29 protein-coding genes are annotated in these 20838 nt (G+C 71.0%); 14 read left to right on the forward strand and 15 right to left on the reverse strand.

Features of this window, described 5'->3' with window-relative positions:
- Window positions 1-24 precede the first annotated feature (24 nt).
- Window positions 25-507 (reverse strand): pyridoxamine 5'-phosphate oxidase family protein, encoded by a 483-nt coding sequence (locus tag AC2DGY_RS09675; RefSeq protein WP_484509480.1) that lies wholly within the window; start codon window positions 505-507, stop codon window positions 25-27.
- A 208-nt stretch (window positions 508-715) separates the two neighbouring features.
- Here AC2DGY_RS09675 and AC2DGY_RS09680 point away from each other — a divergent pair, with 208 nt between their 5' ends.
- Window positions 716-2479 (forward strand): thiamine pyrophosphate-dependent enzyme, encoded by a 1764-nt coding sequence (locus AC2DGY_RS09680; protein WP_484509481.1) that lies wholly within the window; start codon window positions 716-718, stop codon window positions 2477-2479.
- 42 nt (window positions 2480-2521) lie between these two features.
- Here AC2DGY_RS09680 and AC2DGY_RS09685 read toward each other — a convergent pair whose 3' ends face one another.
- Together AC2DGY_RS09685 and AC2DGY_RS09690 are read right to left on the reverse strand one after the other, a co-directional pair.
- On the reverse strand, window positions 2522-2911 hold the full coding sequence (locus AC2DGY_RS09685) for a nuclear transport factor 2 family protein (protein WP_484509482.1): 390 nt from the start codon (window positions 2909-2911) through the stop codon (window positions 2522-2524).
- 49 nt (window positions 2912-2960) lie between these two features.
- Window positions 2961-3695 (reverse strand): NUDIX hydrolase, encoded by a 735-nt coding sequence (locus tag AC2DGY_RS09690; RefSeq protein ID WP_484509483.1) that lies wholly within the window; start codon window positions 3693-3695, stop codon window positions 2961-2963.
- A gap of 140 nt (window positions 3696-3835) precedes the next feature.
- Here AC2DGY_RS09690 and AC2DGY_RS09695 point away from each other — a divergent pair, with 140 nt between their 5' ends.
- The 4 genes from AC2DGY_RS09695 to AC2DGY_RS09710 all read left to right on the forward strand — a co-directional run bounded on the left by AC2DGY_RS09695 (window position 3836) and on the right by AC2DGY_RS09710 (window position 6455).
- A complete protein-coding gene (locus AC2DGY_RS09695) occupies window positions 3836-4129 on the forward strand; it encodes a thioredoxin domain-containing protein (RefSeq protein WP_484509484.1) in 294 nt (97 codons plus the stop codon).
- Between the two features lie 96 nt (window positions 4130-4225).
- Window positions 4226-4690 carry a peptide-methionine (R)-S-oxide reductase MsrB gene (msrB, locus tag AC2DGY_RS09700; protein ID WP_484509485.1) on the forward strand — a complete coding sequence of 155 codons (465 nt, stop codon included), beginning with the start codon at window positions 4226-4228 and terminating at the stop codon, window positions 4688-4690.
- Window positions 4687-5238 carry a peptide-methionine (S)-S-oxide reductase MsrA gene (gene msrA / locus AC2DGY_RS09705; RefSeq protein ID WP_484509486.1) on the forward strand — a complete coding sequence of 184 codons (552 nt, stop codon included), beginning with the start codon at window positions 4687-4689 and terminating at the stop codon, window positions 5236-5238. Before msrB ends, msrA begins: the two co-directional genes overlap by 4 nt.
- A gap of 134 nt (window positions 5239-5372) precedes the next feature.
- Entirely contained in the window at window positions 5373-6455 is a 1083-nt protein-coding gene (locus tag AC2DGY_RS09710; protein WP_484509487.1) for a DNA polymerase IV, read from the forward strand.
- 29 nt (window positions 6456-6484) lie between these two features.
- On the opposite strand, the gene AC2DGY_RS09715 is transcribed toward AC2DGY_RS09710, so the two are convergent.
- Together AC2DGY_RS09715 and AC2DGY_RS09720 are read right to left on the reverse strand one after the other, a co-directional pair.
- Window positions 6485-6928, reverse strand: a complete 444-nt coding sequence (locus AC2DGY_RS09715) for a hypothetical protein (protein WP_484509488.1) — start codon at window positions 6926-6928, stop codon at window positions 6485-6487.
- A gap of 102 nt (window positions 6929-7030) precedes the next feature.
- The gene (locus AC2DGY_RS09720; protein WP_484509489.1) at window positions 7031-7660 is read right to left on the reverse strand and encodes a M15 family metallopeptidase; all 630 of its coding nucleotides are present in this window, start codon (window positions 7658-7660) and stop codon (window positions 7031-7033) included.
- A gap of 87 nt (window positions 7661-7747) precedes the next feature.
- On the opposite strand from AC2DGY_RS09720, the gene AC2DGY_RS09725 reads away from it, so the two are divergent.
- Entirely contained in the window at window positions 7748-8407 is a 660-nt protein-coding gene (locus AC2DGY_RS09725) for a response regulator transcription factor (protein WP_484509490.1), read from the forward strand.
- Window positions 8404-9483, forward strand: coding sequence for a sensor histidine kinase (locus tag AC2DGY_RS09730; protein WP_484509491.1), 1080 nt, complete (start codon window positions 8404-8406; stop codon window positions 9481-9483). Before AC2DGY_RS09725 ends, AC2DGY_RS09730 begins: the two co-directional genes overlap by 4 nt.
- Here AC2DGY_RS09730 and AC2DGY_RS09735 read toward each other — a convergent pair.
- The 4 genes from AC2DGY_RS09735 to AC2DGY_RS09750 all read right to left on the reverse strand — a co-directional run bounded on the left by AC2DGY_RS09735 (window position 9456) and on the right by AC2DGY_RS09750 (window position 12056).
- Window positions 9456-9896 (reverse strand): VanZ family protein, encoded by a 441-nt coding sequence (locus AC2DGY_RS09735; protein WP_484509492.1) that lies wholly within the window; start codon window positions 9894-9896, stop codon window positions 9456-9458. The two genes, AC2DGY_RS09730 and AC2DGY_RS09735, sit on opposite strands and share 28 nt — an antisense overlap.
- Window positions 9897-9947: 51 nt before the next feature.
- Window positions 9948-10766 carry an SDR family oxidoreductase gene (locus AC2DGY_RS09740; protein ID WP_484509493.1) on the reverse strand — a complete coding sequence of 273 codons (819 nt, stop codon included), beginning with the start codon at window positions 10764-10766 and terminating at the stop codon, window positions 9948-9950.
- A 92-nt stretch (window positions 10767-10858) separates the two neighbouring features.
- Window positions 10859-11029 (reverse strand): hypothetical protein, encoded by a 171-nt coding sequence (locus tag AC2DGY_RS09745; protein WP_484509494.1) that lies wholly within the window; start codon window positions 11027-11029, stop codon window positions 10859-10861.
- Between the two features lie 124 nt (window positions 11030-11153).
- Entirely contained in the window at window positions 11154-12056 is a 903-nt protein-coding gene (locus tag AC2DGY_RS09750) for an NADP-dependent oxidoreductase (protein ID WP_484509495.1), read from the reverse strand.
- A gap of 103 nt (window positions 12057-12159) precedes the next feature.
- Here AC2DGY_RS09750 and AC2DGY_RS09755 point away from each other — a divergent pair, with 103 nt between their 5' ends.
- From AC2DGY_RS09755 to AC2DGY_RS09770, 4 genes are all read left to right on the forward strand, one after another.
- Window positions 12160-12672, forward strand: coding sequence for a MarR family winged helix-turn-helix transcriptional regulator (locus AC2DGY_RS09755; RefSeq protein WP_484509496.1), 513 nt, complete (start codon window positions 12160-12162; stop codon window positions 12670-12672).
- 127 nt (window positions 12673-12799) lie between these two features.
- Window positions 12800-13570, forward strand: a complete 771-nt coding sequence (locus tag AC2DGY_RS09760) for a glycosyltransferase family A protein (protein ID WP_484509497.1) — start codon at window positions 12800-12802, stop codon at window positions 13568-13570.
- Window positions 13557-14366, forward strand: a complete 810-nt coding sequence (locus tag AC2DGY_RS09765) for an endonuclease/exonuclease/phosphatase family protein (RefSeq protein WP_484509498.1) — start codon at window positions 13557-13559, stop codon at window positions 14364-14366. Before AC2DGY_RS09760 ends, AC2DGY_RS09765 begins: the two co-directional genes overlap by 14 nt.
- Window positions 14363-14977, forward strand: a complete 615-nt coding sequence (locus tag AC2DGY_RS09770) for a DUF2238 domain-containing protein (protein WP_484509499.1) — start codon at window positions 14363-14365, stop codon at window positions 14975-14977. The genes AC2DGY_RS09765 and AC2DGY_RS09770 overlap by 4 nt, the downstream gene beginning before the upstream one ends.
- A 35-nt stretch (window positions 14978-15012) precedes the next feature.
- Here the strand turns inward: AC2DGY_RS09770 and AC2DGY_RS09775 are convergent, their stop codons facing one another.
- Window positions 15013-15519: a glycine cleavage system transcriptional repressor gene (locus AC2DGY_RS09775; protein WP_484509500.1), complete on the reverse strand. Its 507-nt coding sequence runs from the start codon at window positions 15517-15519 to the stop codon at window positions 15013-15015.
- Window positions 15520-15685: 166 nt separating this feature from the next.
- Here AC2DGY_RS09775 and AC2DGY_RS09780 point away from each other — a divergent pair, with 166 nt between their 5' ends.
- On the forward strand, window positions 15686-15979 hold the full coding sequence (locus AC2DGY_RS09780) for a DUF503 domain-containing protein (RefSeq protein WP_484509997.1): 294 nt from the start codon (window positions 15686-15688) through the stop codon (window positions 15977-15979).
- Between the two features lie 7 nt (window positions 15980-15986).
- On the opposite strand, the gene AC2DGY_RS09785 is transcribed toward AC2DGY_RS09780, so the two are convergent.
- Complete coding sequence (locus AC2DGY_RS09785; protein ID WP_484509501.1) at window positions 15987-16307, reverse strand: TraR/DksA family transcriptional regulator; 321 nt, start codon at window positions 16305-16307, stop codon at window positions 15987-15989.
- Between the two features lie 119 nt (window positions 16308-16426).
- Here AC2DGY_RS09785 and AC2DGY_RS09790 point away from each other — a divergent pair, with 119 nt between their 5' ends.
- The gene (locus AC2DGY_RS09790; protein ID WP_484509502.1) at window positions 16427-17260 is read left to right on the forward strand and encodes a helix-turn-helix transcriptional regulator; all 834 of its coding nucleotides are present in this window, start codon (window positions 16427-16429) and stop codon (window positions 17258-17260) included.
- Between the two features lie 69 nt (window positions 17261-17329).
- Entirely contained in the window at window positions 17330-18352 is a 1023-nt protein-coding gene (locus tag AC2DGY_RS09795; RefSeq protein ID WP_484509503.1) for an FUSC family protein, read from the forward strand.
- 13 nt (window positions 18353-18365) lie between these two features.
- Here the strand turns inward: AC2DGY_RS09795 and AC2DGY_RS09800 are convergent, their stop codons facing one another.
- Genes AC2DGY_RS09800 through AC2DGY_RS09815 form a run of 4 tightly spaced genes read right to left on the reverse strand, consistent with a single transcriptional unit; the run spans window position 18366 to window position 20799 of the window.
- Window positions 18366-19010: an SDR family oxidoreductase gene (locus AC2DGY_RS09800; protein ID WP_484509998.1), complete on the reverse strand. Its 645-nt coding sequence runs from the start codon at window positions 19008-19010 to the stop codon at window positions 18366-18368.
- Window positions 19007-19132, reverse strand: coding sequence for a hypothetical protein (locus AC2DGY_RS09805; RefSeq protein WP_484509504.1), 126 nt, complete (start codon window positions 19130-19132; stop codon window positions 19007-19009). The genes AC2DGY_RS09800 and AC2DGY_RS09805 overlap by 4 nt, the downstream gene beginning before the upstream one ends.
- A gap of 49 nt (window positions 19133-19181) precedes the next feature.
- Window positions 19182-20288 carry an NAD(P)-binding domain-containing protein gene (locus AC2DGY_RS09810; RefSeq protein WP_484509505.1) on the reverse strand — a complete coding sequence of 369 codons (1107 nt, stop codon included), beginning with the start codon at window positions 20286-20288 and terminating at the stop codon, window positions 19182-19184.
- A 28-nt stretch (window positions 20289-20316) separates the two neighbouring features.
- Entirely contained in the window at window positions 20317-20799 is a 483-nt protein-coding gene (locus AC2DGY_RS09815) for a YchJ family protein (protein ID WP_484509506.1), read from the reverse strand.
- Window positions 20800-20838 lie beyond the last annotated feature (39 nt).

Below are 20838 nucleotides of genomic sequence, written 5' to 3' on the forward strand. Positions count from 1 at the left end.
CGCTGCGAACGGCGATCGATCCTGTCAGAGGTTGAACTTCTCGTTCTCCCCCTCCATGCGCTCGCCGGTCACCTTGTGCGTGATGAACGCGACGACGCTCGCCACCCGGCCGCCCGGGCTGTCCCAGTACTCGCCGCTGTGGGTGTCGATCTTCAGCAGCACGACGTCGGGGTCTTCCGGGCCGTCCGGGAACCACGCTTCCAGCCCCGCGTTCCATTGCTCTCGCAGCTTTGCGTCGTCCTCGACGACGTGGGCCGTTCCCGACAGCGACAGCCACGCGTCGTTCGAGCTGAAGGAGACGCCTACGGTGGCGTCGAGGCCGATGTGCTCCACTGCCGAGGCATCACGGCTGATCACGAACCAGAGGTCGCCGTCGAACTCGGTCTCCTGCACCGTCAGAGGGTGGGCGACGAGCTTGCCGTCTGCCGTGCGGGTGGTCACCATCGCGAAACGGAATTTCTTCAGCAGTTCGTTGAGCTTGGCAAGCTCCGAAGGATCAGCGGTCATGGGATTTCCTCTCGAGAACGGACACCCCCATGCAACCGCCGCGCACCCGCTCGAAGCGAGGCGTTGACAGGCCCGAAGATCCATGCGGCGGATCGCACGGGAGAGCCCCCTGCCTCCGGCCGCCACAACCCCCTGGACGGACCACCGCCGCTCGCGAAGACTCGACGGACACGTCGAAGGCGCCCCCGTGCGCCGAGAAAGGATCACCGTGGCAGCGAACGTCGCCGAGCAGCTCGTCCAGCAGCTCATCGATGCCGGAGTGAAGCGCATCTACGGGATCGTCGGAGACTCCCTCAACCCGGTGGTCGACGCGGTGCGGCGGACGGGGGGTTCGGCCCACGGCGGGATCGACTGGATCCACGTGCGCCACGAGGAGGCCGCCGCGTTCGCCGCGGCCGCCGAGGCCCAGCTCACCGGGGAGCTCGCCGTCTGCGCAGGCAGCTGCGGGCCGGGAAACCTCCACCTCATCAACGGTCTCTACGACGCGCACCGCTCGGGCGCGCCGGTCCTGGCGATCGCCAGCCACATCCCCACGGTGGAGATCGGGTCGGACTACTTCCAGGAGACGCATCCCGAGCGCCTGTTCACCGAGTGCTCGAACTATTGCGAACTCGTGTCGACGGCGGAGCAGTCACCGCGCGTGGTCAACTCCGCCATCCGCCACGCCACCGGAGGATCGGGTGTGGCCGTGGTGGTTCTCCCGGGCGACCTCGCCGCCGACAAAGCCGCCGGGACCTTCCCGCCCTTCGTCCCGGCGCGCCCCGGCCGGGTCGCCCCCGCCGCCGCCGACGTCGAGACGCTGGCGGCCGCGATCGGGAAAGCGAAGAAGATCGCGCTGTTCGCCGGGGAGGGCGTCCGCGACGCACGCGACCAGGTGCTCGCCTTCGCGGGCCACCTCCAGGCGCCGATGGGTCACACCCTGCGGAGCAAGCAGTGGATCCAGTACGACAACCCGTTCGACGTGGGGATGTCGGGGCTCCTCGGATATGGCGGCATCGACCGCGCCATGCAGCAGGCGGACCTGCTGCTGCTGCTGGGCACCGACTTCCCCTACGGCCAGTTCTTCCCCGACGCCGGCGACGTGACGATTGCGCAGATCGACGAGGACGCCACCCGCCTCGGGCGACGCGCAGCCGTGACGCACCCCATCCACGGGGATGTCGGCCTCACCCTCGAGGCCCTGCAGGCGCGGCTGCCCGCCCGCAGCGACCGCACGTTCCTCGAGGAGACGCTGAAGCGCCACCGCACGGCGATGAGGGACGCGGTCGCGTCCTACACCGACTCGGATGCGGTGCCCATCCACCCCGAGCGCGCCATGACCGCGATCGACCGGGCCGCCGCATCCGACGCCGTCTTCACCGCCGACACCGGGATGGGTAACGTCTGGCAGGCGCGCTACGTCACGCCCACCGCGGACCGTCGGCTGCTGGCGTCGTTCCGGCACGGCTCGATGGCCAACGCGCTCCCCCAGGCCATCGGCGCGCAGATCGCCTACCCCGACCGACAGGTGATCGCCATCGCCGGCGACGGCGGACTGTCCATGCTCCTCGGCGAACTCATCACCGCCGCCGCGTACCGGCTGCCCATCAACGTCTTCGTGTTCAACAACTCCACGCTCGGCATGGTCAAACTCGAAATGCTCGTCAACGGGTACCCCGATTTCGGGGTGGACGTCCCGATGGTCGATTTCGCTGCGCTCGCTCAGAGTCTCGGGTTCCTCACCCAGCGCGTGACCGATCCGGGTGACCTGGATGCGGCGATCGCGACCTCGCTCGGACACGCCGGACCCTCGTTGGTGGACATCGTGACCGACCCCGATGCTCTCTCCATGCCGGCGACGATCACCGCGGAGCAGGTGACCGGATTCGGCCTGTCCATGACCAAGCTCGTACTCGGAGCCGAGCATTCCGGCGGCGTCCGTCAGGTGATCGAGACCGCCAAGACCAACATCAAGCACCTTCGGGGGCTGTAAAGCGGGCGGCCGTCGAAGAGGGGCCGCGGAGGCGGCAGCGGCCTAGAGCTCGGCGCTCTCCTCGCCCGGCACGGGCGTCTGCTGGTACAGCGCGAGCCGCCACCGGCCCTCGGTCCGCACGTAGACGCTCGACATGAGCGCATCGAACGGCGGACCGCCGGAGGCGCGGAACGCCCGGCCCCGGTAGATGAAGGCCGCCGCATCCGCCCCCATCTCCACGAGACGCTCGTCGGTGATCTGGTACGCCGACCACGCCGGTGCGTCATCGAGGGAGGCCACCACGGCGTCGCGATCGAGCACCGAGCCGTCGGCGAGCACCATGACCGCGTTGTCGGTCATGATCGAGCCGTAGAACTCCCCGCCGGTCCCGTCCGACAGGGCGGTCCACCCGGCATGTTCCAGGCGCAGCAGTTCGGAGACGTCGAAGCCCATGCCGCCAGTCTCCGGGCGGGCGGGCAGAGGCGCAACCAGTGGCCCCGGGTCACGCGCTGTCGGTCGGCGCGGGCGGCGGCAGGGGAAGCTCGCGCTCCGGATCCCACGGCTCCGCCCAGCCGAGGCGGTCGAAGAGCGCGTCCAGCAGCATCCCGGTGAAGCCCCACACCAGATGCGCACCCTCCGAGTGCGGCACGAGGAACGCAGGACCGCGCCACTCCGAGCCGTCCCGCCGGAACACCGTCACCCCGCGGTTGGCCGGGTCGAGCAGGTCGGCGACCGGCGCGCGGAACACGGCGGCCGATTCCGCGTCGTCGACGACCCGCACCGGGGACGGTTGCCGCCACCACCCCACGACAGGGGTGACCACGTGGCGGGAGTACTCGAGCGGCACGGGTGCGAGCGTCCCAAGGACCTCGACCCCGGCGGGATCCAGCCCCGTCTCCTCCTCCGCCTCACGCAGCGCGGCCGCGACCGGGTTCTCATCGTCAGGATCCACGCGTCCTCCCGGAAAGGCGACCTGACCGGGGTGAGAGCGAAGCGTGGCGGCCCGCGCCAGGAGGAGGACGTCGAGGTCGCGGGAGACGGCGCGGGCCTGCGCGTCGTGCTCGCTCGCCCGGGCGTCGAGCACGCCGAACAGGATCAGCACGGCCGCTGCGCGGGCGTTCGCTCCGGCGTCGGGGGCGGGGGGCACGAAGGAGCGCCCTTCCTCATCGACCCCACCGGTCTCGGCGAGCGCGGCCAGCTGCGATCGGGCGTTTCGCAGAGCGGAGTCGACGGCCATTTCCCCAGGGTACGCCGACGGCCGGACAGGGGCGCCGAGGTCGCTCCTCCGCGACGGGATCCCCCCGGCTCGCGGACGGGGCCGTCCGACGGGCGAAATATCGGGAGACGGCCGGATGTTGCCCGAAAGGGGAGGTGGCCATGGCACACACACCGACGATCGGGTTCGAGCTGTACTCGACGTCCTTCTGCGGCGCGTGCCGGCAGACGCGAACGGTGCTCGAGCGAGCCCGGCAGCTCGTCCCGGGCGTTACCGTCTCCGAGCACGATGTCGCCTTCGAGCCCGACCTCGCCGAGGAACGCGGCATCGTGTCGACACCGACGGTGATCGTGCGCGATGGCGCGGGGGTGGAGCTGGCGCGTGCGAGCGGCGTTCCGAGCCTGGACCACATCCTCGTCGCCGCGGCACGCGCGATCGACGCCGAGGCGGGCTGACTCACGGGGCCCTGCCAGCTTCGCGGGACCAAAACAGCCGGGCCCGTCGTTGTCCTCCGTGGACGCCGCAGCCAGCGGCGTCATCGAGGAGGAATCGTGAACGACGAGTACCGCACCACCCCCGAGGCGCTGAGCCGCCTCACCCCCACCCAGTACCACGTGACGCAGGAGGCCGGCACGGAGCCGCCGTTCCGCAACCGGTACTGGGACCACCACGAGGCCGGCATCTACGTCGACGTGGTCTCCGGCGAGCCGCTGTTCTCGTCGACCGACAAATTCGACAGCGGCACGGGCTGGCCGAGTTTCACCCGACCGATCGCTGTGGCCGCCGTGACGGAGGAGACCGACCGTACGCTGTGGATGACCCGCACCGAGGTTCGCTCGGCGGCCGCCGGCAGCCACCTCGGGCACGTGTTCGACGACGGCCCGCACGAGGCCGGCGGGCTACGGTACTGCATGAACTCCGCCGCACTGCGCTTCGTTCCGCTCGACGACCTCGAGTCCCAGGGGTACGGCGCCTACCGCACGCTTTTCACCGACACGAAGGAGAACCCATCATGACCACCGACACCGGAGCCGTCACCCGCATCCCCGGCGCGGAGACCGCCGTCCTCGCCGGCGGCTGCTTCTGGGGCATGGAGGACCTCATCCGCCGCCAGCCCGGCGTCCTGCAGACCCGCGTCGGCTACAGCGGCGGCAGCAACGAGCACGCGACGTACCGCAACCACCCCGGTCACGCGGAGGCCGTCGAGATCGTCTTCGATCCCGCCCAGACCACGTACCGCGACATCCTCGCGTTCTTCTTCCAGATCCACGACCCGTCGACGCTGAACCGACAGGGCAACGACGTGGGCACCAGCTACCGCTCGGCGATCTTCCCGCAGAGTCCGGAGCAGGAGCGCGTCGCGCGCGACACGATCGCCGACGTGGATGCCTCGGGGCTGTGGCCGGGCGAGGCCGTGACCACGATGGAGCCGGCCGGTCCGTTCTGGGAGGCCGAGCCCGAGCACCAGGACTACCTGATCAAGTACCCCAACGGGTACACGTGCCACTTCCCGCGTGCCGGTTGGGTGCTGCCCCGCCGCGCCGAGGCGAGCGCTACCGTCTGACCCTCCCTCGCCCGCTCCTGCGTGGGGCGGGCGAGAGGATGGGCGCGCGGCGGCACGGAGCACGCGACGGACGGATCCGGACGCACCGGCCGGGACGGGTGTGCATCGCCGCGTCCCGGGCCACACTGGATCGCATGAGCGACAGTGCCGAGCGGGCGTGGGTGCTGCACGTGGACCTCGACCAGTTCATCGCGGCCGTCGAGGTGCTCCGCCGGCCGGAACTGGCCGGCAAGCCGGTGATCGTCGGCGGCCGTGGCGACCCGGCGGAGCGGGCGGTGGTGTCCACCGCCTCGTATGAAGCACGCGCGTTCGGTGTCGGATCGGGGATGCCGTTGCGCCTGGCCGCCCGGAAGGTGCCCGACGCCGTGATCCTCCCGGTCGACGCGCCCGCCTACACGGCGGCCTCCGAGGAGGTCATGGCCACGCTGCGCGCACAGCCCCGGGCCGTCGTGCAGGTGCTCGGCTGGGACGAGGCCTTCGTCGGGATTGCGACGGATGATCCGGAAGCATACGCCCGCGCCATCCAGGCGGCCGTGCTCGAGCGGACGCAGCTGCACTGCAGCGTCGGCATCGGCGACACGCTGGTGCGCGCCAAGGTGGCAACCGGTTTCGGCAAACCCCGGGGCGTCTTCCGTCTCACCGCCGACAACTGGCTGGAGGTGATGGGAGACCGGCCCACGATCGACCTGTGGGGGGTCGGCACGAAGGTCTCACGGCGTCTGGAAACCCTCGGCATCCGCACGGTGACCCAGCTCGCGGCCGCCGACGAGGCACCGCTCGTCGCCGAGTTCGGGCCACGCATGGGCCCGTGGTACCGCCAGCTGGGCCGCGGCGACGGGGCCGCCGTCGTGGATGACACGCCCTGGGTGGCTCGCGGACACGGGCGCGAGACGACGTTCCAGCAGAACGTCGCCGACCCCGACGCGATAGAACAGGCAGCCCGTGACCTCGCCGCGCAGGTGCTCGACGATGTCGCCGCCGAGGGCCGGCCGGTCGTCGGGGTGGGGCTGAAGGTGCGGTACGCGCCCTTCACCACGAAGACGTTCACGCGCAAGGTGGCGACGACCTTCGACCGGGGGGTGGTGCTCGAGGAGATCCTCCGGCTGGTGGCGAAGATCGAGCCCGACCGGCCGCTCCGACTCCTCGGGGTCCGAGCGGAGATGGAGATGCCCGACGGTGCGCGCGAGGGCCACACGCCCACGCGCGGCGGGTGGTAGGGCCGAGAACCCGTGCGCCGCGCCGGCGCTCAGGGCACGTCGTCGAGGGCGAGGGGGTCGACGCCGCCGTCGTGCAGAAGGAACTGGGCACGCAGGTGCATGCCGACCTCGCGGCATCCGCCCGCCAGCGCCCTCGCCCACTCCCGGTCATCGGCGGTGGGCGTCGCGTCACCCGTGCGCTCCCACACCAGCACCGCCTGGCTCGCCTCCACGATCTCGGCGATCATCGTCAGGCGATGGGCGAGCACGAGCGAGGCGGGAAGGGTGCCGAGGTCGGCCGTCTCGGACGGCTCGTACGGGTCTCCCGGCAGCTCGGCCCCGGGCATCAGCGGACCCACCACGCGGTGATCGTCATCGAGGAAGATGAGCCACAGCTGGCGACGGATGGCCTCTTTCAACAGGCCGTCGAGCCATCGCTGCAGGTCGGAGTCGGTCGGCAGTGGTCGGTGGGCGGGAGGTGTCGTGTGCGTCATCCCTCCACCGTCCCTCCGTCGCGGAGTCCCCGCGCCCCGGACGAGCACGGCGGTGGATGAGCACGGGCGGTCGCCGCCTGGGGAGGAGAGACCGATCCGCGGTCAGCGGGAGGATTCGGCGGCCGCCCGGACTCCCGACTCCGATGCCGATCGCACTGCCGACGCATCCGGGGCCATCTTCGGGCACGCTTCGCCGGGCTCGATGATCCGCTCGTAGTGCCACATCTCGTTGGCGTACACCTGGCACAGTCCGTACTGCGCGCCGTGCTGGCTGAGCCAGGACTGCGCGTCGACCGGGACGATATCGATCGCCTCCCCCGTGACATGCGCGGACTCCTCGGGGGCGGCGACGAACTGTCGTGCCACCTCTTCGCTGCCGTAGGTCTCGACGGCGGTGTCGAGCAGCCAGTCCTGGTAGGCGGCGCTGCGCCATCCGCTCGTGACTTCGAAGGGCACCCCCGCCAGGGCTGCGTCCGCTGCCGCCTCCCTCATCGCGTGCAGGAGCTCCGGCTCGAGGTTCGCGATGGCGGGATGCTCGTCGCTGAGCGAGATCGCCGCGCCCTCGGGGATGAGGCCGTCGCGGATGTCCGGTGTGAAGGGTGTCGTCGCGAACGACGCGGTCAATCCGGTCGCGAGGATCAGCAGCGCCGCCACGATGGCGGCGAGGCACGCGCCTGCCGCAATGAAGGTCGCCGGACGGATGCGGGGGACGGGGGTGCTGGCGATCGGCATGGCAGCCATCCCACGGGGGCGAGCGTTGCCGCGGCGTATGCCGGTCGTCATACACCCGCGATATGTCGACCCACTTAGCATGGGGGCGTGCGCGTGCTGATTGTCGAAGACGAGTTGTACCTCGCCGAAGCGATCCGCGACGGACTGCGCCTGGAGGCGATCGCCGCCGACATCGCGGGTGACGGCGACACCGCGCTCGAGCAGCTCGCCGTCAACACGTACGACGTGGTCGTGCTCGACCGCGACATTCCGGGGCCGAACGGCGACGAGATCGCCCGCGGTCTGGTGGACGAACCCTCGAGCCCCCGCGTGCTCATGCTCACTGCGGCCGACCGCCTCGACGACAAGGCCTCCGGCTTCGAAAGCGGTGCCGACGACTACCTCACCAAGCCGTTCGCGCTGCGCGAGCTGGTGCTGCGCATCCGCGCTCTGGGCCGCCGCCCGGCGGCGGGCACTCCCCCGGTCGTCGAGGTCGGCGGGGTACGGCTGGACCGGTTCCGTCGGGAGGTCTTCCGTGACGAGCGCTATGTCGGGCTGACGCGCAAGCAGTTCGCCGTCCTCGACGTACTCATGACAGCCGGTGGCGGGGTGGTCAGCGCCGAAGACCTGCTCGAGCGCGCGTGGGATGAGAACGCCGACCCCTTCACCAACGCCGTCCGCATCACGATCTCGACCCTGCGCAAGCGCCTCGGCGAACCCTGGGTGATCGAGACGGTCCCCGGCGTCGGCTACCGGATGACCCCGTGACTCGGCCACGGCCGCGCGGGGTCCCCGTTCGCATCAAGCTCGCGCTGACCTACGCCGGCTTCCTCGTGGTCGCGGGCATGGCGCTCTTCGCGGTCGGGTTCCTCCTCCTGCGGTACATTCCCGAGGGCAACCTCCTGCTTGCCAACGGTAACGACTACGCACCGCGGCGCCGCGACCTCATCGACGTCTTCGTCCGTTACGCCTGGTGGGCGGTCGCCGGGCTCGTGGTGTTCGGTCTCGTCGGCGGCTGGGTGCTGGCCGGGCTCATCCTGCGTCCGCTCGATCGCATCGCCGACGCTGCGCGGCAGGCGCGGGACGGGCGCCTGGACCTGCGCCTCCACCTCCCCGGCCGCGGCGACGAACTCACCGACCTCGCCGACACGCTGGACGCGCTGCTGGATCGGGTGCAGGGCACGATCGACGAGGAACGTCGCTTCGCGGCGAACGCCTCGCACGAACTGCGCACGCCCCACGCGATCATCCGCACGATGGTCGAGGTCGCCCAAGCCGATCCCTCCGGACGTGATGTCGACGTGCTCCTGCAGCGCATCGCCCGAACGAACGAGCGCGCCGTCGCAACCACCGAAGCTCTCCTCGACCTAGCCCGAGCCGGCCACGGCGGGGCGCTCCGCACCGAAGCGATCGACCTGGCCGATGTCGTCCGCGCCGCCGTCGAGGACGTACACGCCGATGTGGCGGGACGGGGCATCCATCTGCAGCCGGACATCACCTCCTGCACGGTGACGGGAAACGCCGCGCTGCTCAGGCAGTTGGTGTGGAACCTGCTGCATAACGCGATCGTCCACAACGTCGACGGAGGCTGGATCGACGTGCACCTCAGGCGGTGCGAGCTCGTGGTCGCCAACAGCGGAGAGGTGCACGCCACCGACGTGGCCGCGACACTGACGGAACCGTTCGTCCGCGGCGCCGGCCGCTCCCGCGGGGCCGGCGGACACGACGGCGCCGGTCTCGGGCTCGCGATCGTCGCCGCGATCGTTCGGGCCCACTCCGGGGGGCTCACGGTGAGGGCGCGCCCCGACGGCGGTCTTCAGGTGCGGGTGACGCTGCCCCGGTGAGCCCGGGCGACAACGACCACCAGCGTCCGGACCGCGGTCACCGCGACCGCACCGAACGCGCCGCCCGCTGTGTTCCACAGGACATCGGCCGCATCGGGGATGCGCCCGGGGATCAAGGCCTGCACGTACTCGACCGCCGCGGACACACCCAGGCCGGCAAGAACGGCGAGCGGCCACAGCCGGCGGGGCAGAACGAGCGCGGCGGCGGCCCCGAGCGGCACGAACATGGCCATGTTCATCAGCCGCTCGGTCTCGGCGTAGCCGGCTCCTGCGAACAGCGGCATCGTGACCGCATCCGCCCACTCGAGGAACGCCGCCCGCGCCGGGCCGACGAACATCTGCGGCGCGAGGGTGAGCGCTGCCACGAGAAGCAGCGCGAGTGAGGCCAGAAGACCGCGGGAGAGGTGACGCATGCTCCCAGTTCAGCGCGGCCGACGTTGTGTCAGCGTATGCGAATCAGGCCCTCACCCCTGAGCGAGACGGGCGACGTCGTCCCACTCCTGCCACGTCTGGAGCCGGGACTCGTAGTCGCGACGCGCGACGGACAGGGGGGCGGCTCCGAAGAACACGCGCAGCGGCGGCTCCTCCGCATCCACGATCCTCAGGATGGCCTGCGCCGATGCGGTCGGATCGCCGGGGGCCTGGGCGGCGCGCTGCTGCGCGCGACGCTCGCGGGCCGCGTCGTAGGCGGGAAGCGGGTCGGAGTGGCGCGAACTCGGGCCCGCCCAGTCGGTCGCGAACCCGCCCGGCTCGACGATCGTGACCTTGATACCGAACTCGGCCACTTCCAGCGCGAGGGCCTGCGAGAACCCCTCGAGCGCCCACTTCGACGCGTGGTACGCGCTCAGGTTGGCGAACGCCGAGATGCCGCCGATCGATGACACCTGGATGATGTGGCCCGATCCCTGCTCGCGCATGAGCGGCACCGCCGCCTGCGACACCCAGACGGCACCGAACAGGTTCGTCTCCATCTGGTCGCGGAGGTCTTTCTCGCTGAGCTCCTCGGCCATTCCGAAGTGACCGTACCCGGCGTTGTTGATGACGACATCGAGGCGGCCGAAGTGCTCGTACGCCGTCTGCACGGCGGCGAAATCGGCCGCGCGATCGGTCACGTCCAGCGCGATCGGCAGCAGGGCGTCCCCGAATCGCTCGACCAGGTCATCCAGCGACGCGACGTCGCGCGCTGTCGCGGCTACGCGATCGCCACGCTCGAGCGCTGCCGTCGCCCACTCCCGCCCGAAGCCGCGAGAGGTGCCGGTGATGAACCACGTCTTCTGTGCCATACCGAGCACGATAGCGCCGGGCGCGGGTGACGGATGCGGCCAGAAGTCGAATATGCGTACAACCCCCTGCGTTCGCGCGCAGGACGGCCGGGTCAGTCGTTCTCGTCGCCCTCTGCGCTTGGCGTGGCCTCGCCGTCGGTGCCTCCGGCATGGTTCTCTGCGGCGGCAGCGTCTTCGCGCACCTCGTCAGAGACCGCATCCGTGGGCGGCGCGTCGTCGGAGTGTGCGTCGTCCGCGTCGCGGCCGTGGCTGGTGTCGCTCATGAGGGTTCCTTCCGTCCTCTCCAGCCTCGTCACCGCGCGCCCGGCGACAACCCCCTGGACATCGGCACCCCGCGCAGCGTACGGAGATCGATGAGGCCCTCCGGAGGCTGAGCTCCGGCGTTGGTCAGGGCTGGATGATGACGACCTTGCCGCCGCCGTTCTCGGCCAGGGTGTGCGCCTCGACGATGTCGGCCAAGGAGACCTCGTAGTCGACGCGGGGCGTGTAAAGCCCGTCCCGCCCGAGCGCGGCGGCGTACCGCAGGAGTGCCGAGTCGTTGCGCGAGCTGACGGACGTGGCGCCGAGTTGCGCAGCCCCCTCGTGATCGATGACGGTGACGACCTGGGAGGCCACCCCGACGATGCTCACCAGATCCGGCAGCGTGTCGGACGGGGCCGAGTGCAGGGCTGCGTCCACACCGTCGGGCGCGAGGGCGGCCACCCGCTCAGCCAGGCCCGGGCCATACGTCGTCGGAAGAACACCGAGCGACTCGAGGTGCGGATGGTTGCTCTCGCGGCCCGTGCCGATGACGGTGGCGCCGGCAGCGAGGGCGAACGCTGCGGCGGCGGTGCCGACGGCACCGGACGCGCCCTCGATGAGCAACGTCTTGCCGTTCAGGTCACCCAGCGCGTCGATGACGGCCGCGGCAGTGGTGGACGCGAGTCCTGCGGCGGCGGCCTGCGCCGTCGACCATGTCTCAGGGACGCTGCTCCATGCGGTCAGAACCGCGTACTCGGCCGTGGTGTCGCTGACCCCGCCCAGGCCGAACACGACGTCACCGACCTGCGTGTCTGTCACACCCGCACCGACTTCGTCGACGACGCCGACCGCATCCCGGCCGGGGATGGCAGGCAGGGGCACGGGCAAGGCCTGCGCGAGGTGACCGGCGCGCAGCACCACGTCGACAGGATTCACGCTCGTCGCATGCACCTTGATCCGAACCAAACCCTCGCCGGCGTGGGGTTCCGGCGCGTCCTCGATGACGAGGACGTCGGGGGCTCCGTACGAGTGGAAGCGGGCAGCGCGCATAAGGGTTCTGCTTTCTGGTGAGCACGACGCAGCATTACTTGCCGCGGAAACTAATGCTACCCCCAGAATTCCTTTCCGCGGCAAGCAAAGGTACTCTGTGATCATGACCGCCGCAGATCACCTCTCTCCACAGCAGGACCGGACGTGGTCGCTGCTGGTAGGCGTCATGATGTGGCTTCCGGCGGAACTGGATGCCTACCTGGAGCGGTCAGCCCATCTGAGCCACGCCGAGTACGGGGTGCTGCGCTCCTTGTCCGCCAGCGAGGACCGGGAAATCCACATGAGCCACCTGGCTGCCACGGCCAGCGTGACACCGTCGCACCTGTCGCGGATCGTCGGCCGGCTGGAGAAACGCACCCTCCTCACCCGGAGCACGGACCCCGCGGACGCGCGCAAGACCCGGGCGAGGTTGACGCAACCGGGGGCGCGCCTGGTGGCCGAGGTAGAGCCCGGATACGCCGCCGAAGTGCGCGCTCGAGTGTTCGCGCTTCTCGAGGACCGGCAGGTCGAGCAGCTGGAGGACCTTGCCGAAACGATCCTCACGCCGCTGCGAAGTGAGTGCGTAGCCGCCTTGCCACCGCGAGCAGCCCGCGAGGGCGTGAGAAGCGCGTCATGACGCCCTGAGACGGGGTACCGGCTGGGGCCGGGGGTGTCAACCGTGCGGACCCCGACCGAGGCAGCACCTAGCGTGAGGGTGCGACCGGCGACCCCGGTTCGGTCTGCATCCTGACCGAGGAGGCGACGTGACCCGAGTATCCGTCGTCATCCCCGTCAAGAACGACGATGCCGAGCTTCGCCGGTGCCTTCGCGCTCTGGCGGTGCAGACCCGCGTACCCGACGAAGTGATCGTCGTCGACAACGGCTCGTCCGACTCTTCCGCCGCCGTGGCTGCCGAGGCCGGAGCGCGCGTGCTGCGCTGCGAGCGCCCAGGAATTCCCGCCGCCAGCGCCCGCGGGTACGACGCCGCACGCGGTGACATCGTGCTGCGCCTGGACGCGGACTGCATGCCGGCGGTCACCTGGGTGCAGGTCATGACCTCGGCGTTCGAGCGCCGTCCGGATGTCGCCGCGTTCACCGGAGGTGCCCGGTTCCTCGACGGGCCGCGCGTGTTGCGCGTACCGCTGGCAGCCCTGTATCTGGGCGCGTATGCCGCCGTCGCGGTCCCGGCACTCGGGCACCTCCCGCTCTACGGATCCAACATGGGGTTCCGCCGTGACGCTTGGCGCGGCGCCCGCCGGGCGATACACCTGTCGACAGAGGTGCACGACGATTTCGACCTCGCTTTCCACATCGGCCTCCGTCACCGCATCCGGTACCTCCCCCACGCGGCGATGGGCGTGTCGATGCGGCCGTTCGGCCATGCGGGTGCGTTCGCGCGCCGCACCGCGCGCGGTGTGCTCAGCGTCGTGGTGCACTGGCCGGGCGACTTCCCGCCGGTGCGGTGGGTGCATCTCGCGATGCGCCGCGCCGTCGATCGGAACCGGCACGGAGGGGGCGCCCATGCGCATCGGTGAGGCGCTGGTGGGCCCGGCCAGCCCGCCCGAGATCTCGATCATGACCTTCAACGTCCTTCGTGCCCGGAAGGCCTCGCCGGGATGGAAGGACCGGCGCGACCGCGTCGCGGCGCTGCTCCGACGGGAAGGCCCGACCATCCTCGGCGCGCAAGAAGTGCTCCCTCACCAGGTGGGCGTGCTGCGCGACGCGCTCGGCGGCACCTACCGGTCGGTCGGGCGCGGTCGCGATGCCGACGGCGGCGGCGAGGGTTGCCCGATCTTCTTCGACGCGAGCCGGCTGGAGCTGCTCGACTGGGAGCAGACGTCCCTGTCGACCCGGCCGGAAACGGCGGGCACGCGGGCGTGGGGATCACTGTTCCCCCGCGTTCTCACTCGCGCCGAACTCCTCGACCGCGCCACCGGCGTGCGGTTCACCGCCCTGAACACGCACCTCGATGTGCTTTCGCCGCTGGCTCGCCGACGCGCCGCGGAGATCATCGCCGCTCGTGCGGGAGAGGGGCCGGCCGTGGTCACGGGCGACTTCAACGCCGGTCCCACATCCCCGGCTCGGCGCATCCTGGTCGCATCCGGACTCGCCGACGCCTGGGCCGTCGCCGGTGAGTACCTGACCCGCGAATGGGCGACGTACGCACGCCGCCGTCGTCCCCGCTCGGGAGGCCCGCGCATCGACGCCATCCATGTCCGCGGGTGCGATGTCCTGCGGGTCGGAATCGACGCGCGACCGGTACGCGGCGGTTGGCCGTCGGATCATCTCCCCGTCCAGGCGGTCGTCCGGATGCGGGAGGACCGCGCGTGATCGAACGTTTCCTGCGTCGACCGTCCACCGTCGGCGACTGGATCGCCGACGCGATCCGGGTGGTGGGGGTGATCAGCGTCCTGGTCGCCGGCGTCGGGTGGTCCGCCGTCGACGCGGGCATCCTCGCCTTCGCGCTCCCCGCCCTCGTCCTCCCCCGCTTCCTCGGCGTGCGTGCCGCCTTCGACATCATCTTCGGTCTCTCGGTGCTGGTGGCGGCGTGGAGCAACGTGCTGGACCTCTACCGCACGATGCCGGGCTGGGATCTCTTCGTGCACTTCGAGTGCACGGGCGTCATCGCCCTCATGCTCTATCTCCTCGCCGGGCGCCTCGACATCATCCGCGACGCCCTGGACGCGAGAGCGCCCGCCCGCATCCCGCTCCTGCTGGTTCCGCTGACAGGCCTGGCCATCAGCGCGGTGTGGGAGATGATCGAATGGGCCGGCTACACCTTCATCACCGACGACATCTTCGTCGCCTACGTCGACACGATCGGGGACATGGCCGCCGGAGGGCTGGGCTCCCTCGCAGCCGGGGCGATCGCCTGCCGCGTGCGTCTCATCCGGCGCGACGATCGGGCGGAAAGCGCGGTGCACGCGGACGCCGTCGGCTGACCTGCGCCGCGAAACGACCCACCGGGCGCCCGGCGTCAGTCGAGGGTCAGATCCACCTGGATCTCCGCCGCGAGCCGTTCCAGTTGCGCCCGCACGTCCTCCAGTCCCACCTCGGCGGGAACGAGAGCGGCGATCGAGGCTTCGAACAGCCGCCCGCCCGACATCGCGGCATCCCGGGTCTCCGTCGTCATCCGTTCGATGCTGAGCCCCTGACCGGTGAGGGCGGCCGAGATGTCGCGCACGATCCCCGGATGGTCGTTGCCGATCACCTGCACGGCGACGTGCCGGGATGCGGCCGGGACGCCGGATCCGGCGGCCGGGACCGCGACGGTGACGAGGCCCTCGATCGCGTTGAGGGCGTTGCTGAGCGCCTCGGCGCGCGCCGCGGGGACGGACACTTCGACGATCCCGGCGAAGGCGCCGGACAGTTCGGCCAGCTGGCTGTTCTCCCAGTTGCCGTCATGGGCATCGACCACGCCGGCCACCGCAGCGACGATGCCGGCACGGTCGTCTCCGACGAGGGTGAGGATGAGGGTGGTCATGCCGTCAGCGTACTCAGGTGGCGCTCGCACCCGCAGGAGGGTCGACGGAGGCGGTGGCGCCTCGAGAAGGCAGGAGGTAGACACGAACCATGACACCCACCAGCGACAGGCTCGCCGCCAGATCGGTCGAGTGGTTCCTGCAGCCTCGAGGCGCGGCCGATTGAGCATGTGGGTCGGATGGATCGAATTCGACCTGCTGCTCGGCGACGTATCCTCGCTCAAGCAGAAGCGCAGCGTCGTGCGGCCCATCGTCGCGGACCTCAGCCGCCGTACCGAGGCGTCGGCCGCGGAGACCGGAGCGCACGACCTGCACCGCCGCGCCGAGATCGGCGTCGCTGTCGTCGCGGGCGACGCCGCCCACGTCCGGGATGTCCTCGACCGCGCGGAACGCGCGATGGCGGAGCATCCGGAGGTGACGCTGCTGTCCGCCCGCCGGGGACTGTCCTCCAGCGACGACTGACGCGCGTCTACGCGCAGGCGACGCAGAGGTCGGCCATCGGCCGCACCTCCATGCGCTCCTCGGGGATCCGGCGGCCGCAGCGCGCGCACACACCGTAGGAGCCGTCCGCGACGCGGCGGAGCGCCGCATCGATCTCGGCGAGCTCGGCGATGGCGCCGCGGCGGAGAGCATCCACCCGCGTCCACTCCCCCGACAGGGTCGACCCTTCCGGATCGTGCTCGTCGTCGGCGGTGCCGTCTGCACGGTCGCGCAGGAGGTCGCGCTCATCGGCGTCCAGGCGCGCCAGTCGCGCCGACACCTCGGCGCGCAGACGTTCCAGATCGGGCATGTTCCCACGCTACGCCCCTCGCCGCGCGGTCGGCCGACGCGGGCGTCGTCGCGCTCGCCCCCGCATCGAGGTATCAACGATCCCTGGTTGGCGCGCCCGGGAGCGAGGAGGATGACCCCATGCAGCAACTGGCTGAGTTTCTCCGCAACCGTCGCGAGGCGTTGCAGCCCGAAGACGTGGGTCTGCCACGCGGGCCGCGCCGGCGGACACCGGGGCTGCGCCGTGAGGAGGTCGCTGCGCTGGCGGGCATGTCGACGGACTACCTCAACCGGCTGGAGCAGGCGCGCGGACCGCAGCCCTCCGAGCAGATGCTCACCGCACTCGCGCGGGCGCTGCACCTCGAGCGCACCGAGCGCGACCATCTCTTCCGTCTGGCCGGGCACGCCGCGCCCGAGCGGGAGGGCATCTCCACCCACGTCTCGACCGGGATGCTGCGGATCCTCGAGCGTCTCACCGACACCCCGGCACAGGTGGTCAACGAACTCGGAGAGACCCTCGCGCAGACCGAGCCTGCGCGGGCGCTCCTCGGTGATGCCCGGCAATTGACGGGGATGCGGCGCTCGACGGTGTTCCGCTGGTTCACCGAGCCGGAATCACGAGACATCTATGCGCGCGCCGATCACGAGCTGCGCGGTCGCACCTTCGTTGCGGAACTGCGCGCGGTGTACACCCGCACCGGCGAACGCTCCCGCGCCGGCGCGATCGTGGCGGAACTGCTCCGCCGGAGCTCCGAGTTCGCTGCCATCTGGGCTCAGCACGAGGTTGCGGAGAAGCATCCGACGACCAAGCGCTTCGCGCACCCGGACGTGGGCGAGATGACGCTGCACTGTCAGACGCTGCTCGACACCGAAACATGCCATCGATTGCTCGTGTTCACGGCAACCCCCGGCACCGAGGACGCGGAGAAGCTCGCGCTGCTGCGGGTCATCGGCACCCAGCTCTCGACGCGCTGAGCCGGCGGGGCCGCCCGACGCCGCAGGCAACCCCCTGCCTGCGACGAGCCTGCCTGTCAGACTCGTACCATGCGCATCCCGGCCACCTTCCGAGCGCCCCGGAGGGGGCCGCTCCTGCAGGTGGTCAAGATGGCCGTTGCGACGATCGCGGCGTGGCTGGTCGCCGGGTGGCTCGTGCAGGGACCGCCGCCCGTCTTCGCCGCGATCGCGGCTCTCCTCGTCGTGCAGCCGAGCCTGAACCAGTCGTTCACCAAGGCCATCGAGCGCAGCGTCGGCGTGATCGTGGGCGTGCTCATCGCTTCGGCCCTGGGCATCGCGCTGGGATCGCACACCTGGGTGATCCTCCTGTCCACCGCCGTGGCCCTCCTGGCGGCGTGGGCACTGAAGATGACGCCGGGAACGACCAACCAGGTCGCCATCAGTGCCGTCCTCGTCCTCGCCCTCGGCACGGCCACACCCGGCTACGCCGTCGATCGGGTTCTGGAGACCCTGATCGGTGCGGTGATGGGGTTCCTGGTCAACCTGGCGGTGGTTCCCCCGGTGGCCGTCACGCCGGCCCGCGAGAAGACCCACGCGCTCGTCCTCGAGACCGCCGATGCGCTCGACCGTCTCGCCGACGCCCTCGTCACGCCCCAGTCGCGCGATCAGCTGGAGGAGCTGCTCCTGACCGCGCGACTGCTGCGTCCCATGCGCGACGCCGCGGAGGCGTCGATCGGGGATGCCGCCGACTCGCTCACCTTCAACCCGCGCGGACGTCGCCTGCGCGCGGACCTTGCCCGCGTCCAAGAACTGCTCGACGCGTTCACGCCGATCCTCACGCAGGTCATCGGGATGACGCGGGCCGTGTACGACCGCTATGACGCGACGATCGCCGGCGAACCCTCCGTGCAGGCGATCGCGGAGCAGTTGCACCGCGCCGCACACGACGCGCGGCTGCGCGTGTGGGAGGTGCGCGATGAGGCAGCGACGTCGGAGCCGCCGGCGCTCACCCGGCCGCTGCAGGTGGCCACCCCGTCGGCCGACCACTGGGTGCTGGTCGGCTCGCTGCTGATGGATCTGAACCGCATCCACGAGAGCCTCGGCGAGCGCTGAGCACCTGCCGGCGTCAGCGGCCGAGCGCCTCCGCGATGGGCTCATCCCCCGAGCCGAACCGCAGAAAGCGGCCCACGGTCCGATCATCGGCCAGAGCCGCCACGATCACGGCGGCCACGTCGGCCCGCGGGACGGCACCGTCCCCCTCCGGGTCGATCTCGATCCGACCGGTCGGGGGATCGAGGGTCAGCGTGCCCGGTCCCAGGATGGTCCAGTCCAGACCACTCGCCCGCAGATGGTCGTCGGCGGCGAGCTTCGCGTCGGCGTAGGCGAAGAAGGGGTCGTCGGGGTCGATGCCGTGACCCGGTGACGAGCCGATCCACGAGACCATGACGTACCGGCGGACGCCCGCGGCCTTGGCCGCATCCATGGTGCGCACCGCCGCGTCGCGGTCGACGGCGTAGGTGCGGGCGGCGCTCCCCCCGCCGGCTCCGGCGGACCACACGATCGCGTCGAAGCCCGCGAACGTTTCGCGGAGCGCGGCGCCGTGGCTGCTCTCCAGGTCGAGGACGAGCGGCTCCGCCCCGGTCGCGGCGATCTCGTCGGCGTGGTCGGGGTTGCGGATCGCCGACGTCACGTCGTCGCCCCGCGCCACCAGGAGGGGAGCGAGCAGGAGGCCCACCTTCCCGTGGCCGCCCAGGATGAGTACCCGCATCAGTTCTTCCCCACCCACTCGAAACGCAGCGTGGTCACCAGCGCGCTGCCGGCGGGGTGGATCGTGCCCACTGCCCCGTCTCTGGGGGCGCGGAGCAGATGGGTCGGAATCGCGGAATCGGTCACATCCACACGTTAGGGCGTCACCGACGGATGCAGCGAGGGCTTGACGCGCTCACACGACGGAGGGAAGCCGCTCGGAGGCGATCGCCGCCGCAACCGCACGCCCCGCGCGGTTGGCTCCTATCGTCGACGCGGACGGCCCGTAACCGATGAAGAACACGCGCGGGTCATCGAGCGAGCGCCCCTGCCCCACACGGAACCCTCCCTGGGGCGTGCGCAGCTTCAGCGGCGCGAGGTGCTCCAGTGCCGGCCGGAACCCCGTGGCCCACAGGATCGCGTCCACCTCGAGCAGCGACCCGTCGGGCATCCGGACGCCGTTCTCTTCGATCCGCGTGAACATCGGGAGCCGGTTCAAGACCCCGCGCTCCTGAGCGCGACGCGCCCACGGCGTCCAGTGCATTCCCGTGACCGAGATGACGCTTCCCGGTGGGAGCCCCTGGCGCACGCGCTCCTCGACTCCGGCGATCGCGGCGACGCGCGCCGGGACGTCGAAGTCGCCCTCGATCCACTCGGGTTCCCGCCGCGTCATCCAGAAGGTCGTCGCGACATGCGAGATCTCCTCGAGCAGCTGCACGCCCGAGATGCCGGCGCCTACGACGATCACGCGCTGCCCGGCGAACTCCTCGGCGGACACATAGTCGGCGGTGTGCAGCTGACGGCCGCGGAACCTCTCCTGTCCGGGGTAGTGAGGCCAGAAGGGCCGCGTCCAGGTCCCGGTGGCGTTCACGATGTAACGCACGGCCCATGTGCCCGAGTCGGTTTCGACCACGAGGCGCCCGTGCGGGTCGGCGTCGGCGGCCCGCACCGCGGTGACGGTGACCGGTCGCTGGACGTCGAGTTCGAACCGATCCTCGTACTCCGCGAAGTAGGGCGGGAGGGCGTCGCGCGCTCGCGAGCGCGGGTCGGCCGGGGGCACCGGGAAGCCCGGAAGCTCGTGGATGCCGTTCACCGTGGCCATGCGCAGGGACGGCCAGCGGTGCTGCCAGGCGCCGCCGGGGGCGGCGTTGGCATCGAGCACGACGAAGGTTCCCTTCGCCTCCGGTGTGCTCTGCGATACCGGCAGGAACCCGCGACGGCGCAGGTGGTAGCCCGCCGAGAGACCGGCCTGACCTGCGCCGAGGACGGCGACGTCCGCTTCCCGGGGCTGGTCGGACGTCATGGACGGGAGAACCTGCGGGGAGCCGCGGCTATTCCGCCGAGACGTCGCCGTCCAGGTACAGCCAGCGGCCCCCACGCCGGGCGAATCGGCTGCGCTCCTGCAGCACGCCGCGTCCGCCGGAGTCGCGCCAGTGCGCGCGGAACTCCACCGTCTCCTCGCGGTCCGTGGTCTCCTCGCCGTCCGTCGACTCGTCGCCGTCCGCGGTCTCCTCGCCGTCCGTGGTCCCTTTGCCGTCCGCCGTCGCGGCCGCGTCGAGGATCTCCAGCCGCTCCCATGTCAGCGCCGCATCGAGCGAGACGGTCTCGGGCCGGGTTCGCGGGTGCCACGTGCGCCGCAGATGCGCTGCATCCCCGATCCGGAACGCGGTGAAGCGCGAACGCATGAGCCGCTCGGGCGAGGGGGCCGCCTGTCCGGCCAGCAACGGCCCGCAGCACGCGGTGAACGACCTGCCGCTTCCGCACGGGCATGCCGCATCCTCGGGAGGGATCGAGGCGGCGGCACCGAAGGACATCCCGCCACCCTAACCCGGGCAGGTCGCGCCGGCCGGGCG

Source organism: Microbacterium sp. Z6_144 (assembly GCF_057197625.1).

Bases quoted from the DNA above. Each gene is read 5' to 3' on its own strand.
- AC2DGY_RS09675 (WP_484509480.1), bottom strand. From the start codon at position 507: ATGACCGCTGATCCTTCGGAGCTTGCCAAGCTCAACGAACTGCTGAAG.
- AC2DGY_RS09710 (WP_484509487.1), top strand. From the start codon at position 5,373: ATGAGCGACAGTGCCGAGCGGGCGTGGGTGCTGCACGTGGACCTCGAC.
- AC2DGY_RS09695 (WP_484509484.1), top strand. From the start codon at position 3,836: ATGGCACACACACCGACGATCGGGTTCGAGCTGTACTCGACGTCCTTC.
- AC2DGY_RS09780 (WP_484509997.1), top strand. From the start codon at position 15,686: ATGTGGGTCGGATGGATCGAATTCGACCTGCTGCTCGGCGACGTATCC.
- AC2DGY_RS09745 (WP_484509494.1), bottom strand. From the start codon at position 11,029: ATGAGCGACACCAGCCACGGCCGCGACGCGGACGACGCACACTCCGAC.
- AC2DGY_RS09740 (WP_484509493.1), bottom strand. From the start codon at position 10,766: ATGGCACAGAAGACGTGGTTCATCACCGGCACCTCTCGCGGCTTCGGG.
- AC2DGY_RS09690 (WP_484509483.1), bottom strand. From the start codon at position 3,695: ATGGCCGTCGACTCCGCTCTGCGAAACGCCCGATCGCAGCTGGCCGCG.
- AC2DGY_RS09720 (WP_484509489.1), bottom strand. From the start codon at position 7,660: ATGCCGATCGCCAGCACCCCCGTCCCCCGCATCCGTCCGGCGACCTTC.
- AC2DGY_RS09750 (WP_484509495.1), bottom strand. From the start codon at position 12,056: ATGCGCGCTGCCCGCTTCCACTCGTACGGAGCCCCCGACGTCCTCGTC.
- AC2DGY_RS09815 (WP_484509506.1), bottom strand. From the start codon at position 20,799: ATGTCCTTCGGTGCCGCCGCCTCGATCCCTCCCGAGGATGCGGCATGC.
- AC2DGY_RS09790 (WP_484509502.1), top strand. From the start codon at position 16,427: ATGCAGCAACTGGCTGAGTTTCTCCGCAACCGTCGCGAGGCGTTGCAG.
- AC2DGY_RS09810 (WP_484509505.1), bottom strand. From the start codon at position 20,288: ATGACGTCCGACCAGCCCCGGGAAGCGGACGTCGCCGTCCTCGGCGCA.
- AC2DGY_RS09685 (WP_484509482.1), bottom strand. From the start codon at position 2,911: ATGGGCTTCGACGTCTCCGAACTGCTGCGCCTGGAACATGCCGGGTGG.
- AC2DGY_RS09785 (WP_484509501.1), bottom strand. From the start codon at position 16,307: ATGCCCGATCTGGAACGTCTGCGCGCCGAGGTGTCGGCGCGACTGGCG.
- AC2DGY_RS09775 (WP_484509500.1), bottom strand. From the start codon at position 15,519: ATGACCACCCTCATCCTCACCCTCGTCGGAGACGACCGTGCCGGCATC.
- AC2DGY_RS09735 (WP_484509492.1), bottom strand. From the start codon at position 9,896: ATGCGTCACCTCTCCCGCGGTCTTCTGGCCTCACTCGCGCTGCTTCTC.
- AC2DGY_RS09755 (WP_484509496.1), top strand. From the start codon at position 12,160: ATGACCGCCGCAGATCACCTCTCTCCACAGCAGGACCGGACGTGGTCG.
- AC2DGY_RS09795 (WP_484509503.1), top strand. From the start codon at position 17,330: ATGCGCATCCCGGCCACCTTCCGAGCGCCCCGGAGGGGGCCGCTCCTG.
- AC2DGY_RS09765 (WP_484509498.1), top strand. From the start codon at position 13,557: ATGCGCATCGGTGAGGCGCTGGTGGGCCCGGCCAGCCCGCCCGAGATC.
- AC2DGY_RS09715 (WP_484509488.1), bottom strand. From the start codon at position 6,928: ATGACGCACACGACACCTCCCGCCCACCGACCACTGCCGACCGACTCC.
- msrA (WP_484509486.1), top strand. From the start codon at position 4,687: ATGACCACCGACACCGGAGCCGTCACCCGCATCCCCGGCGCGGAGACC.